This is a genomic window from Fibrobacter sp. UWB11, from assembly GCF_900143015.1.
Classification (GTDB): Bacteria; Fibrobacterota; Fibrobacteria; order Fibrobacterales; family Fibrobacteraceae; genus Fibrobacter.
Map to the genome: position 1 here is coordinate 504,691 of NZ_FSRT01000001.1, position 13,600 is coordinate 518,290.

Consider the following 13,600-nt stretch of genomic DNA (forward strand, 5'->3'; position numbering starts at 1 on the left):
CTTACAGGGGAAGCTGGCCGAAGAATCGCCAAAGGAGAACGCCAACAATCAAAGTACCCAAGTAGAACGGCAAGTAGCCGGCTTGGGCAAAACGGACCAAGTCACCGAGCTTGTGGACAAACCAGACCGTAAAGGCGAGGAGTCCTTCAATCACGTAATCGTTGAATGCGCGGGCAACGCGGGCGATACCGCCAAAGATGAACTGGCGGACGACGGCGTAGTACATTTCATCGAAGTAGAACTTGTGGTAAATGACTTTGTAGATGCCGCTGCGGTTGGTTTCGTCGAGAGCGCGTTGGACTTTTGCCCACGGGCTTGCATAAAGCAACCAAGCAATTACAAGTGCGACAACCGCAATGCCCACAGCTACAAACGGAATCCATTCGGCATGATCGAATCTCACCAACTGCGGAACATGCAACGCACCCGGCTCAAAGAACTTCTCGAAAAGTCCCTTGCCTAAAACACCGCTCAAGAGAGCCGGAATCGCAAGGATTACAATCGGGAGCGTCATGGCGAAATCTTCATGAACATGGCCTGCCTTTACGCCTTCGTGGCGCGGAGCGCCGTGGAATGCGAGGAAGAACAGACGGAACATGTAGAATGTCGTGAGGCCGCTCGTGAGGAGTGCAAGTCCGAATACAACGTAATGATGTCCCTGGAATGCGGCGAGGATGATTTCATCCTTGGAGAAGAATCCGGAGAACGGCGGAATGCCCGAAATCGCGAGAATCGAAATGAGCGTGCAAACGTAGGTGAGCTTCATCTTCTTGCCGAGACCGCCCATCGCATCGAGATCGTTCGTACCGACCTGATGAATAAGGCTACCGGCGATGAGGAACAAGCTGCACTTGAAGAAGGCGTGCGTAAAAATGTGGAATGTCGAGGCTGTCCAACCGGTAACGGCGACAACCTGACCAATCTTGCAAGCGCCAAGCGCAAACATCATGTAACCGAGCTGCGAAAGCGTGGAGTAGGCGAGAATGCGCTTGATGTCTTTTTGCGTACAAGCGATGACTGCGGCAAAGACCATCGTGAATGCGCCCACCCACATGATGAGCGTGAGGGCGTTATCGCAAATGGCAAAGAATGGGAACAGACGAGCGACCAAATAAACGCCTGCGACGACCATCGTTGCACTGTGAATGATAGAGCTGACGGGTGTCGGACCTTCCATGGCGTTCGGGAGCCAAATATGCATCGGGAACATGGCGGACTTGCCCCAGCCACCGGTGAAAATCAAGATGGAACCGAGAACGAGCGCTTCGGACTTCGGGATTGTCACAAGACCTAGGTTGATGAACTGCTTCTGGAAATCGATGAGGCTGAGCGAATTGAGCGTCGAAAAGTCGAAACTGCCGACGACGTAGCTCACGAGCACAATGCCGAGCAAGAAGAAGCTATCGGCAAAGCGGGTGAGGATGAACGCTTGCTTGGAGGCGCTCACAGCACTTGGCTTGTGGTACCAGAAACCGATGAGCAAGTAACTCGAAACGCCGACGAGTTCCCAGAAAATGAACATCTGGAAAAGGTTTGTCGCAATGACGAGCCCGAGCATGCTAAAGCTGAACAGCGAGAGCAGTGCAAAGAAACGCCCAGCGGCACGGTCTTCGCGCATGTAGCCGATGCTGTAGATGTTCACCATGAAGCTGATGAACGTGACAACCACGAGCATCATTACGGAAAGTGGGTCTACGAGCATGCCGATTCTTGCGACCAAATCCCCGATGAAGGGGATGAATGTGTGGTCAAAGAGAATCGCCTTTTGCGGTGCAAAGTCCGAGCTGAAGTAATGGAAGGCGAGTGTGCCTGCGGCGGCAAATGCAAGGCCGTTGCAGATGACTGCTAAAATCGCAGCTGCTTTGGCGCACTTGTTTCCGAGGAAAAGCCCGTTCACGACGAACGTGAGGAGCGGGAGCAAAAGAATCAAATAACCGAGAGTGATATCATTAATCATGGAGATCCCTCAACTGGTCAACGTCAAGACTCTTGTGGCGGCGGTACATGGTCACGATAATCGCAAGGGCGATGGCCATTTCGCAAGCCGTCACGGCAATGACAAAGATACTGAACAGAGCGCCTGCGGTCGCGTCGTGTGCGGTGAAGTAGGCAAAACTGATAAAGTTGATGTTTGCTGCATTCAGCATGAGCTCAATGGAAATGAGCATGCCGATGAGATGACGGCGGCGCATCAGGCCCCAAACGCCAATCCCGAACAGCAAAAATGCGAGAATCAAGCAATTCAGAAGGTTCATTTGCTAGCCTCCTCTTCGATATCTTCCTTGGTGCGGCGGGCGACCGTGATAGCGCAAATAAGCGTCATCAAGAGGAGCACGCTCACGATTTCAAACGGGATGATGAATCCGTTCGGATCGTTACCGAGCAAGCGCAAGGCGAAGTTTTGGAGTGAAGAATAGTCGGCGGGGGAGTTCACGATGCCACTTGCCAAGTCCGGAGTCGGCAGCACGCATTTGACCATCACGAATACAAACGCGATGGAGAGCGCAAATGCGGTGAAAATTCGCGGCATCTTTGTCGTGAAAGCGTCTTCTCCCAAGTGGCTTGTGAGGAGAATCGTAAACACCACGAAGATCACGACACCGCCCACGTAAACCATCACCTGGGCAAGCGCAATGAATTCCGCGTGCATGAGCATGTAGAGGATGGCGGTCGTGACAAAGCTAAAGATGAGGAACACGGCACTCTGCAAAATGTTCTTGACGGCGACGCAGCAGACTGCGGTCAAGAGAATCACGAGTGCAACGACATAGAACGCAATGTCCATGCCTCCTATCGGGAATGATAAAGGCAAATCCGGGAACATTAACCTTGTCCCTCCTTCTTATTTAAAATCATTTCGAGATCGTTCGGGTCGGTTGTCGCGACTTCGAAAGCGGGGCTCATGCGGATGGCTCCAAACGGGCAGGCTTCCACGCAGAGGCCACACTGGGTGCAACTGGCGAAGTGGTACACGTAACGTCCGAGAACCTTCTTGCCCGCAATGTTCTTTGTGGCAAGCACGTTGATGGAGGCGTTCGGGCAGGCACGTTCGCACATGCCGCAAGCGGTGCAGTGGTTGTTGCCGTCTGCATCTTCGATCATCTCGAGGCGGCCGCGGTAGCGGTCGTGCATTTTGAGCGTTTTGCGGTTTTCGGGGTACTGTTCCGTAACGATGCGCTTAGGATTGAAAAAGTACTTGAGCGTCACGGATAATCCGCAAATAAGGCTCCACGGACCCGTAATGCAACGCTTTAGGTAGCGTTTAATATATTGGATTGTTGAAATTTTTTCGTTCATACTAACCACCGATGGCGATAAATGCTGCACCGGCCACTAGCAAAACCAGGTTGACGGGCAGTAAAAACTTCCATTCAAAGTCCATGAGTTGGTCAACACGCGGGCGCACGAACGTCCAACGGACCATCATGTAGCACCAGACCATAAAATAAATCTTTGCGAAGAACCATACAACGCCAGGCACCATGTTCAAAACGTTGTCCACAGCGGCGATGCCGATGCACGGCGGGAAGAATCCCCCGAGGAAGCATGTGGTTGCAAGTGCGGAGTTCGTGATGAGGGCGATGTATTCGGCGAGGTAGAACATGGCAAACGGGGTGCCATTGTATTCCGTGTGGTAACCACCCGTGAGTTCCTGTTCTGCTTCGGCAATGTCGAACGGAGCGCGGTTCATTTCGGCAGTACTGGAAATGAAGAACAAGATGAAGGCGATGAAACCGAGGACCGGGATCTTGAAAATCCACCAGTCAAAAATGGTTCCTTCCTGGCCCATTGTAATGTTCATGAGGTTTGTGGAACCCGAAATCATGACGACGAACAGGAGAATCATCGCAAACGAAATTTCGTAGCTGATCATCTGGGCGCCACTGCGGAGTGCACCGAGCAAGGAATACTTATTGTTACTGCTCCAGCCGCCAAGCAAAATGCCGAGCACGCCAAAGCCGTTCACTGCGATGATGAGCGGGATGCCCATTGAGACGTCGGCGACCACGAGATTCTTGTCGAATGGAATCAAGGCGCAGACGATAAACGGTGCAATCAAGACGATTAGCGGAGCCAAGTAGAACATGAGCTTGTCAGCGCCACTCGGAGCGTACACTTCCTTGAAGAGCATCTTGATCACGTCCGCGATGGTCTGGATTGTGCCATGCCAGCCAAGACGCATCGGGCCCAAGCGGCATTGCACGTGAGCGCACACCTTGCGTTCCATGTAAATGAGAATCGGGGCAGAGCCGATGTTCACCACGCAAACAGCGATAATGCAAATCACAGCGTTGATGAGGAAGGCGACGACGCTGTTGAGGTCTTCGGACTGGATGTTTGCGGGCAGATATTCTGCCAAGCGCGGAACCCATTCACGGACAAAGTCGCCAATAGGATGTGTTACTGAAGGTACAAACATATATTACCTGTCAATTTCCGGAATCACGGGGTCAAGAGTTGCCATGATGGTCACGAGGTCCGAAATCTTGTGACCTTGAGCCATCTTGTTAATCGCTCCAATATGCGGGAAGCTTGGACCGCGTGTGTGGATGCGGTACGGCTTTTCACCGGTCGTTGCGGCGACAACGTAAGTTGCGTAAAGACCTTTAGCTGTTTCAATTTCGCTGTAGTAGCGACCCACGGGGAGTCGCACCGGCTTTTCCTTGGAACGCCACGGACCTTCTGGGAACTTTTCGACGCACTGGCGCAGAATTTTCAGCGATTGATGGATTTCTGCAATGCGGATTTGGTAACGGTCATAGCAGTCGCCGTTATGGAATACGGGCACGTCAAAATCGAACTGGTCGTAAATGCTGTACGGGTTTGCACGGCGCACGTCAAAGTTCACGCCGCTAGCACGGAGCACAGGGCCAGAGCATCCGTAAGCAATCGCATCTTCTTTGCTCAAAACGCCAATGCCGATGCTACGTTCCAACACGATGATGTTTTTCGAAAGGAATCTTTCGTAGTCCTTCATCGTATCTTCCATGTGGTCGAGGAATGCTTTCACGCGCGGGATAAATGTATCCGGCACGTCATAGCGGCTTCCGCCTGGTCTAAAGAAGTTTGTCGTAAGGCGTGAACCAGTCACTTCTTCGAGCATGTCGTGAATCATTTCACGTTCTTTAAAGCCGAACAAGAGGCAAGTTTGTCCGCCAAGGTCACCGCCAAAGCAACCGTAGAACACCAAGTGCGAGGCAATGCGGCCAAGTTCCTGGAGCATCACGCGGATGTATTCGCCACGGAGCGGAACGCCCACGTTCATGCCCTTTTCAAGAGCGATGACAACGCCCAAGTTGTTTTGGATAGCTGTCAAATAGTCCTGACGGTCCGACATCGCGATGTATTGCAAGTAGCTCATCGATTCCGCTTGCTTTTCCATACCGCGGTGGATATAGCCAAAGTGCGGGACAACTTCTACAATGGTCTCACCGTCCATGCGGAGCGTGAGTCGCAAAGCACCGTGAGTACTCGGGTGCTGCGGGCCCATGTTGATAAAAAATTCTTCAGTATTCGATTTGCGTTCGAGGCGAAATCCCGGAGGTAACTGATGACTCATATAGGCCTCCTAATCATTTCCGGGTGAGTAAAGTCTTTACGGAGCGGGTAACCCACGAAGTCCTTGTCCAAGAAAATGCGACGAAGGTCGGGGTGATTTTCAAACTTGATGCCGAACATGTCGTAAACTTCGCGTTCCTTGATTTCTGCACCGGGGTAAAGGTGCGAAATGGTCGGGACACTGGCCAAAAGCGATGTTGGGCGCTTTTCTTCTTCAATGGAAAAGTCTTTTTTGACTTGCACACAAAGGAAAATCTTGTGGCCGATTTCAAGGCTTCTGAGCATTGTGACCATATCAAAGTGGTCATCGTAGTCAATCGCGGTCACGTCAATGAGGTAATCCATCTTGAATTCGGGATCGTTCTTGACAAATTCAACAACGTTCAAGTAGTCCTCTTTTTCGAGCATGACTTCGAGCGGGCAGTCAGCAGGCATCTTGGCGACGACATCTTCTGGAGTGTCTTCACCGCGCGTATGCACAGTCACGTTCGGGAATTTGGCGCGGAGCTTTGCAAAAAGTTCTTGCTGTGTAAGGCCCAAACGCTTGAACGGCACGCGTTCCACTTCCGGAAAATCCGGCTTCTTGACGCGAATTGGCTTGAAGGCGCTCTTGTAGTCCGGATTTTCTTCCTTGAATTTTGCGCGGGCTTCTGCCATTTGCTCGTCTTTCATTTCTTCGAGGGCTGCCCAGGTCTTTGCGGCTTCGCGATAGCGGTCCATCGTCGAAACGTCTTTCGGTTCGCCTTCGTGCCACGGATTGCGGCAAGTTTCTTTGAGAATCTTTTCGCGGAGCGTCAAAAGTCCATGGAACAATGCTTCGGGGCGCGGCGGGCAGCCGGGAACGAACACATCGACCGGAATCAAGTTCTGTGCACCACGGACAACAGAATAGTTGTCGTAGATGAACGGGCCACCGCTAATCGTGCAGGCACCCATAGCAATGACGTACTTGGGACCGGGAATTTGTTCCCAAAGCATCTGGATGGCGGGTGCCATGCGGCGGGTAATTGTACCTGCCAAAATAAACAAGTCCGCTTGTCGCGGGGACGAGCGGAACACTTCAGAACCAAAGCGGGCGATATCGTAGCGAGCCATGGAACTCGACATCATTTCGATAGCGCAGCAACTTGTACCGTATGTAAGCGGCCAAATAGAATTAGCACGAGCCCAGTTGACTACGTAGTCGATTGCATTGACAACGTATTTTCCACCGGGAATCGGGTCAAGAATCTTCGGAGCTAAATTAATTATTCCCATTTGAGAATTCCTTTCTTCCAGGCGTAGGCGAGACCTGAAACGAGAATTGCTATAAAGATGACGAGGTCGATAACGACGACTGATGGCGGGAGCGCCGTGTGGCCAGCCATGATTTCCCTGAAGTTCATCATGACGGGGAAGAGGAACAGCGCTTCGATATCAAACACGAGGAAGAGCAAGGCGAACAGATAGTAGCCCACCTTGAACTGAATTCTTGCGTTGCCGATGGTTTCCATACCGCATTCGTACGGTGCCATCTTGTTCTTTGTATTCTTGGTGCGGTAGCCTAGCAATAGGCCTGTGACGGTTGCCGCCGCCGCGATAAACGCGCCCAGAAAAAGGAAGATTGATAGAATGATGTATTCAGACATAGTCGTTAGTTTTTAGTCAATGGTCATTAGTAGAAATTCTGCAAGTCCTGAACGGTTCCGAACAGCGTATTGCCAATCTGGAAGCGGTCCAGAACGTGTTTCAGCAAGTCCTTAAATTCATCGATAGTGCCTGCATTCATGGTATTCAATTTACCTTGAATGTCACTCACGAAACCATAAACCACCGGGCTCGATTTCATGCCTTGCATTTCCCCACTCCATTGCTGCAACACTTTATCTGTATCAATCCTTGCAATCACGTAGCGCGTTGTCGAAAGCAGTTCCTGCAAAAAATGCACGAGGAAGATTTCTTCTTGCAAAATACCCCAGCGTTTGTCTTTAGAGTAAAGCGAAGAATTTTCTGCCTTGCCGTAGAAAATGGCAGCCTGCGCATATTCAAGACAAGTCATCAAGAGTCGTTCGTAACGCTTGATGTCCTTGCTCAAGTGCTGGTACCAGGCATTGTTCTCTTCGGGTGAGGAGTCCTTTGCTTCTGCGATTTCGTTCGGGAACAGCGCACGGAAAGCGTAATAAACTTCCTCGTAATAGCGGTTCCTCATACGGCAGTTGAACGCGCGATTTTTTTGTGTGTAGTCGCAATGGTGTAGGGACGATATCATGCTTTTTCAACCCCTCTGACGCCTTCGACTTGCCTTATCTTGGTCACAATGGCATCGACCTGGTCTTTACGGAACGCTTTGAATTCCATGCGGATGCGACCTGTGTATTGGGCGCTCGCAATGCTCAAGCGGTCAAGAGCCAAGTTTTCGTCTTTCAAGACCATCAAAATGCTGAGTGGCAAGTTCTTTCGGTTGTCTGTTTCAATCGTGAGGTGCGTTGTAAATGGCTTTGTAACGTCTGCGCTCCAATCGACCGGAATGAGCTGGCTTTCCGGAAAATCCTTGAGGCAAGGGCAGTCGCTCTTGTGCACTTCGATACCGATTTGCGGACGCATGACGCCGACAATTCTATCGCCTGGAACAGGGCCGCAGCAACTGGAGAAATGGATGAGGAGACTGGTTTCTTGGCCAATCATCAACGGCATTTCGTCGGTAAGAGGATTTCCTTTGTCTTTTCCGAATAACGGATAAAAGCGCAGTGCCGCCGTTTCTTTTGTAATGTCGTTTCCGCCATTCAAGAAACGGTGGATGTCCTGGAGTGGGAGTTCGCCCTGACCAATCTTTTCGAAAAATTCATTAAGGCTTGTCATGCCAAAGTGCTTGAGGATGTCCTCGTCTTTGGGACGTTTGTCTTTTTCGATTTTGAGGAGGCGAAGTTCGCGAGTCCAAATTTCTTTACCGAGGCTGCGCGATTGGATGATGATACTTGTCTTCATCCACTTGCGGAGTTCCTGCTTGGCCTTGATGGTCTTGACCATTTCTAGCCATTCTGGGCTCGGCTCTTGGTTCGGGCTCTTTAAAATCTGGATGGTGGCTCCATGCGGCACCGGTTCGTCAAGGCTTACGACCTTGTCGTTGATGCGGGCGCCAATGCAATGCAGGCCGAGTTCCGAGTGGACGGCGAACGCAAAGTCCAAAACGATGGCGCCTTCGGGGAGTTCAATAGATGCGCCCTTCGGGGTAAACACAGTCATGCCTTCGGGCTTCAAGTCCACCTTCAAGAAGTCGAGGTATTCCTTGGAGTCCGAAATTTCGGATTGCAACTTTACCATGTGGTCGAGCCAGGCGAGTTCTTCGCCTTCGTGTTGCGTTTCCATCTTGTACGCCCAGTGCGCGGCGAATCCCTTTTCGGCGGTTAAGTCCATGTCCTTTGTGCGGATCTGGACTTCGACCATCTTGTTTTCGGGACCGATGACTGTGGTGTGGATGCTCTGGTAAAGGTTCGGCTTCGGGGTGGCGATGTAGTCTTTGAAGCGGCTTTGAAGCGGCGTCCAAAGGTTGTGTACGTAACCTAGAGCGAGGTAGCATTCCGGAATTGTCTCGACGATAATGCGGATGGCGAAAATATCGAAGATGTCTTCGAATCCGCAACCGCGCGCAAGCATCTTGTTGTAAATGCTGTAAATGTTCTTGGTGCGCCCCTGAATGGTGCAGTCGAAATCTTCGAGAGCCATCTTGATTTGCAGAGGGCCAATCACGGATTGCACGTACTTTTCGCGTTTTTCCTTGTTCTCGATAAGCGCATCGACAAGCTTTTGGTATTCGTCCGGGTTTACGTACTTAAAGCTCAAATCTTCGAGTTCGGTTTTCAGCTTGTATAGACCGAACCTATGGGTGAGCGGCACGTAAATGTCGAGTGTTTCTTGTGCAATAATTTTTCGCTTTTCGGGCTTCATGTATCGCATGGTGCGCATGTTGTGGATGCGGTCTGCGATTTTAATCATGATGACGCGCGGGTCTTTAGCCATAGCCGTAATGAGCTTACGGTAGGTGCTTGCCTTTTGCGCTGTCTTACTCGCTTCCTGAACGGCGGTAATCTTTGTTACCGCATCGACCATGAAAGCTGTGTCTTCGCCAAAAAGTTCAGAAATTTCGTTGAGGGTATGCGGGGTGTCTTCCACCACGTCGTGCAATAAGCCTGCTAGTACCGTTGCCTGGTCTTGCTTTAAGTCGGCAAGAATCTTGGCCACTTCGTAAGGGTGTTCTGTGTAGGGCATGCCGCTCTTGCGGTATTGACCATCATGGGCATCGGCGATAAAGGCTATAGCTTTTCTAAGAATCCCTTCGTCTAGTTTTGGATTCTTCTTAAGGAGCACACTTACAATGTGCTCTTGGTTCGTTGTAAATTTAGCCTGATCCATCATTCTCAATTTATCTAATAATTTGATACTTATGCGGCTTTTTTTCGAAAATATGCCAAAAATAAGACGAAAAAAGCATCGACTTGACTAGAAAAAAGGAAAAATGGAAAATTTCCAGTTTGCGGGTAGATGCATCTGAATGAGTCTGTTGTAACTCTTACAACAAAAATATTATTACACCGAGTCTTGTTTTTTTTGAATAGATTAGTTTTAAGGACAACAATTTCGCCGAATTCACGGCTGTTGTTGGGGTTGGTATACAATGAATAAGTGGATAAAAGTAATGCCAGTGGCAGTTGCTGCCTTTGGGTTATGGGCGTGTGGCGATGAAGCTATGTCTTCTGCCGCGCAATGTACAACAAAAGAATGCTTGGAACAGGTCGGTCAGTCCGCTGGAATTATTTCTGGTGGAGAATCGAGTTCTAGTTCGTACGCCGAAAACAGCGTAGGATCCAGTTCAGATAAAGTGCCTGATTCTTCTGCAGATGTGCAATCTCCGACGAGTAGCTCTGATGCCGCGGTTTCTAGTGGTGCATCTAGTAGCAGTGTCGCGGGGCCTGTGCTATCATCGAGCAGTGAGGCTTTGCCAGAAAGCAGCAGCAATGCCGTCTCTAGTTCTAGCCGTGGGCATCAACATTCTAGTTCGTCTGCAACAAAGCCGGAAGTCTCTAGTTCCAGTGAAACGACGCCTCCGTCTCCGGTGAATGAATTTGTCGAAGACCATCGCAGTGAATGCCAGATTGGCAATATCCCTTCAAGCGTGAACAACGCAAAACTGCCGGACCCGTTTATGGGTCTTGATGGCAAGCGTATTTCTAGCAAGGCTGATTGGAAATGCCGTCGCGAAGAAATCGGTGCCATGTACGAAAAGCTCATGTTCGGTACAAAGCCGCGCAATCCAGAAAAGGTCGAAGGCAGCTACTCCGGTGGAAAGCTCACCATCAAGGTGACTGACAAGGGCAAATCCGGCAGTTTCTCCGTGAAAATCAGCAACGCCGGTACGAAGGACAAGCCGAAGCCTGCGATGATCGGTTTTGGCGGTGGCATGATGGGCGGTTGCGGAAGCCTCGGCAACGCAACGAACGGTCTTGACATCGCTCAGATTACGTTTAACCCGGATGACGTCGCTCCAGAAAGCGGTGGCGGTATGTTCTTCCAGCTTTATAACCAGGGACAGGGCACCATCATTGCATGGGCTTGGGGCGTAAGCCGCATTATCGACGCTCTCGAAAAGACTCCTGAAGCGGGTATCGATGTGAAGCACCTCGCTATGACGGGTTGCTCTCGCTGGGGTAAGGGTACTCTTGCCGTGGGTGCATTCGATGAACGTATTGCCCTCACGATTCCGCAGGAATCCGGTTCCGGTGGCGCATCGCTTTGGCGTGTGGGCGCTCAGGTGAACAAGCAGAAGGGTAAGCAGTTCGTTCAGGGCTTGAGCAGTGCCGGTACCGAAGGCAAGTGGATGATTTCTAGTTTCAAGAACTACGATGGCAAGGAAAATACGCTCCCGTTTGACCAGCACATGTTGGTGGCTATGGTGGCTCCGCGTGCGCTCCTCATTCTCGACAATGCAGGTCAGGAATGGTTGGGCGAAGTTCCGTCGAACTATTGCGGACAAGCTTCTAAGGAAGTTTATGACGCTCTCGGTGCAACGGAAAATTACACCTACAGCCAGGAAGGCGGTCATGGTCACTGCCAGCTTCCGAACGGGCAGTTTGACGAAGTCAAGGACTTTATGAACAAGTTCTTGCTCGGCAAGGATGCCAAGACGGGTAAGATTGACTACACCAAGAATACTCAAACCATCAACTTCAAAAAGTCTGAATGGATTGATTGGGAAACGCCTAGCTTGAAGTAGTTTTTTAGTCGTTAGTTGTTAGTCATTGGTTATTAGTTATTGGTTGTTTTTTCTAATGACTATTGACCATTGACTAATGACCGTTGACTGATTATAAAAAATAACCGCCGACATTGTGTCGACGGTTTTTGTATACGTTGTGCTTTTTTTACAGCGAATCCTGGAACTTGTGGAATTTGTCCAAAAGTTCTGCGTAGGTCTTTGTGGCTTCGAGCTGCGGGAACTGTGCCACGATGGAATCCGGAGCGCAGAAGAAACAGCCCTTGTCGGCCTGCTTGAGCATGCCCGTGTCGTTGAAGGAATCGCCCGAGGCAAACACTTTGAAGTTGAGTTCCTGCAAATGCTTTACGACCTTCGTCTTCTGGTCGCTCATGCGCAAGTGGTAACCCTTGATCATGTCGTTTTCGACTACGAGATTGTGGCAGAAAATCGTCGGGAATCCGAGATTCTTCATGATGGGATAGGCGAATTCCTGGAACGTATCCGAGAGGATGATTACCTGGGCTTCGTCACGGAGCGTGTCCATAAAGTCGCGGGCGCCGTCGAGGAGTCCGAGATTTGCAATCACGTTCTGGATGTCAGAGAGCTTGATGTTCTCGCGTTCGAGAATCTTGATGCGGCCCTTCATGAGCACATCGTAGTCGGGGATGTCGCGAGTGGTGAGGCGGAGGTCCTTGATGCCCGTCTTTTCGGCGACGGCAATCCAGATTTCTGGCGCAAGAACGCCTTCCAGGTCAAGAGTGACAACACATTGCTTAGTAAACATAGTGATTAGTTATTAGTTGATAGTTACTAGTTAATAGTTTTATTGTTTGTCAGAGAACTAGTTGCTGTGTCATCCTGAGCGAAGTCGAAGGATCTCTAGTAACTAGTAACTTCGGACTAGGAACTTTTTTTCCTCTCTGCAATAATTTCTTGCATGTCGGCAGGTGTAATCGTATAGTTTGTGCGGCAGAAGTCGCAGACAACGTTCAAATCCTTGTTTTCGCTGCTGAGTTCCTGCAAGTCCTTGAGTGGGAGCGTTGCAAGTGTAGCAAGCATGCGGTCCTTGCTGCACGGGCAGAACGGCTTTGGGTCAATTTCGCGCACCACTTCGATGTCGTACGGGCCGCGGAGCTGGTCTAAAAGTTCGTCAAGATCGAATCCCTTGTCTGCCTTGTACATGTCGCAGAACTTCGGGAGGTTTTGCACGATGACTTCGATAAGGTTGATATCCTTGTCTTCGAGGTCCGGGAACGCTTCGATGTAGAAGCCTGCTGCATAGTCGAGCTTGCTCGGGTCTTGCTTGTTGTATTGAGCTTCGATACCCACGGCAGAGCGGATTTGTTCGGACTGCAAGAGGTATGTGGCGAGGTTTTGGCCCATCGAAACGGAGGGCGCTTCGATAATACTTTCGTGAACTCGCTTGCCCAGTTCGTTCAACTTGACAACGCTTACATGTTGCGGAACAAGCGCAGGTTCGTTTGCTCCTATGGCTTGGAGTTCTGCCTGCGGAATCATGGCGCGGACAAGGCCCATTGGCGTGGAATCGGTCTGGATCTTTGTGATTTCTCCACCGAATGAGGTTATGTAAGAAACTGTTCCCGCGAATTTGAGGCCTGCGCTAAGGAAAATACTTGCAATGGAGTTTTCGGCAAGCAGCTTGAGGGCGAAACCTTTGGCGTCGTGATGACGGCCGATATCATTCATGGTCTCCGTTAAATCGACCACAATAAGGCGGAAAGGCGTTTTTTTGCCTGTGGCGCGGATGATTCTATCTTTGAAATTCATGTCGCAAATATAGAATTTAACTAG

13 protein-coding genes are annotated in these 13,600 nt (G+C 50.4%); 1 reads left to right on the forward strand and 12 read right to left on the reverse strand.

Annotated elements, in window-relative coordinates:
* Position 1 precedes the first annotated feature (1 nt).
* Genes nuoL through BUQ91_RS02360 form a run of 10 tightly spaced genes read right to left on the reverse strand, consistent with a single transcriptional unit; the run spans position 2 to position 9,951 of the window.
* Entirely contained in the window at positions 2 to 1,957 is a 1,956-nt protein-coding gene (gene nuoL, locus BUQ91_RS02315) for an NADH-quinone oxidoreductase subunit L (RefSeq protein WP_074208002.1), read from the reverse strand.
* Positions 1,950 to 2,255, reverse strand: coding sequence for an NADH-quinone oxidoreductase subunit NuoK (gene nuoK / locus BUQ91_RS02320; protein ID WP_014546971.1), 306 nt, complete (start codon positions 2,253 to 2,255; stop codon positions 1,950 to 1,952). The genes nuoL and nuoK overlap by 8 nt, the downstream gene beginning before the upstream one ends.
* Positions 2,252 to 2,785 carry an NADH-quinone oxidoreductase subunit J family protein gene (locus BUQ91_RS02325; protein WP_254842212.1) on the reverse strand — a complete coding sequence of 178 codons (534 nt, stop codon included), beginning with the start codon at positions 2,783 to 2,785 and terminating at the stop codon, positions 2,252 to 2,254. Before BUQ91_RS02325 ends, nuoK begins: the two co-directional genes overlap by 4 nt.
* A 38-nt stretch (positions 2,786 to 2,823) precedes the next feature.
* Positions 2,824 to 3,297, reverse strand: a complete 474-nt coding sequence (locus tag BUQ91_RS02330) for a NuoI/complex I 23 kDa subunit family protein (protein ID WP_074208004.1) — start codon at positions 3,295 to 3,297, stop codon at positions 2,824 to 2,826.
* A 1-nt stretch (position 3,298) separates the two neighbouring features.
* The gene (locus BUQ91_RS02335; RefSeq protein ID WP_083601112.1) at positions 3,299 to 4,420 is read right to left on the reverse strand and encodes a complex I subunit 1/NuoH family protein; all 1,122 of its coding nucleotides are present in this window, start codon (positions 4,418 to 4,420) and stop codon (positions 3,299 to 3,301) included.
* Positions 4,421 to 4,423: 3 nt separating this feature from the next.
* Entirely contained in the window at positions 4,424 to 5,560 is a 1,137-nt protein-coding gene (locus BUQ91_RS02340) for an NADH-quinone oxidoreductase subunit D (protein WP_074208005.1), read from the reverse strand.
* The gene (gene nuoB, locus BUQ91_RS02345) at positions 5,557 to 6,816 is read right to left on the reverse strand and encodes an NADH-quinone oxidoreductase subunit NuoB (protein ID WP_074208006.1); all 1,260 of its coding nucleotides are present in this window, start codon (positions 6,814 to 6,816) and stop codon (positions 5,557 to 5,559) included. The genes BUQ91_RS02340 and nuoB overlap by 4 nt, the downstream gene beginning before the upstream one ends.
* Positions 6,807 to 7,187 carry an NADH-quinone oxidoreductase subunit A gene (locus BUQ91_RS02350; RefSeq protein ID WP_074208007.1) on the reverse strand — a complete coding sequence of 127 codons (381 nt, stop codon included), beginning with the start codon at positions 7,185 to 7,187 and terminating at the stop codon, positions 6,807 to 6,809. The genes nuoB and BUQ91_RS02350 overlap by 10 nt, the downstream gene beginning before the upstream one ends.
* Positions 7,188 to 7,213: 26 nt before the next feature.
* Entirely contained in the window at positions 7,214 to 7,807 is a 594-nt protein-coding gene (locus tag BUQ91_RS02355; RefSeq protein WP_074208008.1) for a hypothetical protein, read from the reverse strand.
* Complete coding sequence (locus BUQ91_RS02360) at positions 7,804 to 9,951, reverse strand: RelA/SpoT family protein (protein WP_074208009.1); 2,148 nt, start codon at positions 9,949 to 9,951, stop codon at positions 7,804 to 7,806. Before BUQ91_RS02360 ends, BUQ91_RS02355 begins: the two co-directional genes overlap by 4 nt.
* A gap of 259 nt (positions 9,952 to 10,210) precedes the next feature.
* Here BUQ91_RS02360 and BUQ91_RS02365 point away from each other — a divergent pair, with 259 nt between their 5' ends.
* Entirely contained in the window at positions 10,211 to 11,806 is a 1,596-nt protein-coding gene (locus BUQ91_RS02365; protein WP_074208010.1) for a glucuronyl esterase domain-containing protein, read from the forward strand.
* Between the two features lie 148 nt (positions 11,807 to 11,954).
* Here the strand turns inward: BUQ91_RS02365 and thrH are convergent, their stop codons facing one another.
* Positions 11,955 to 12,572, reverse strand: a complete 618-nt coding sequence (gene thrH, locus BUQ91_RS02370) for a bifunctional phosphoserine phosphatase/homoserine phosphotransferase ThrH (RefSeq protein ID WP_014546980.1) — start codon at positions 12,570 to 12,572, stop codon at positions 11,955 to 11,957.
* 116 nt (positions 12,573 to 12,688) lie between these two features.
* Positions 12,689 to 13,576: an Hsp33 family molecular chaperone HslO gene (locus tag BUQ91_RS02375; protein ID WP_074208011.1), complete on the reverse strand. Its 888-nt coding sequence runs from the start codon at positions 13,574 to 13,576 to the stop codon at positions 12,689 to 12,691.
* Positions 13,577 to 13,600: the final 24 nt, after the last annotated feature.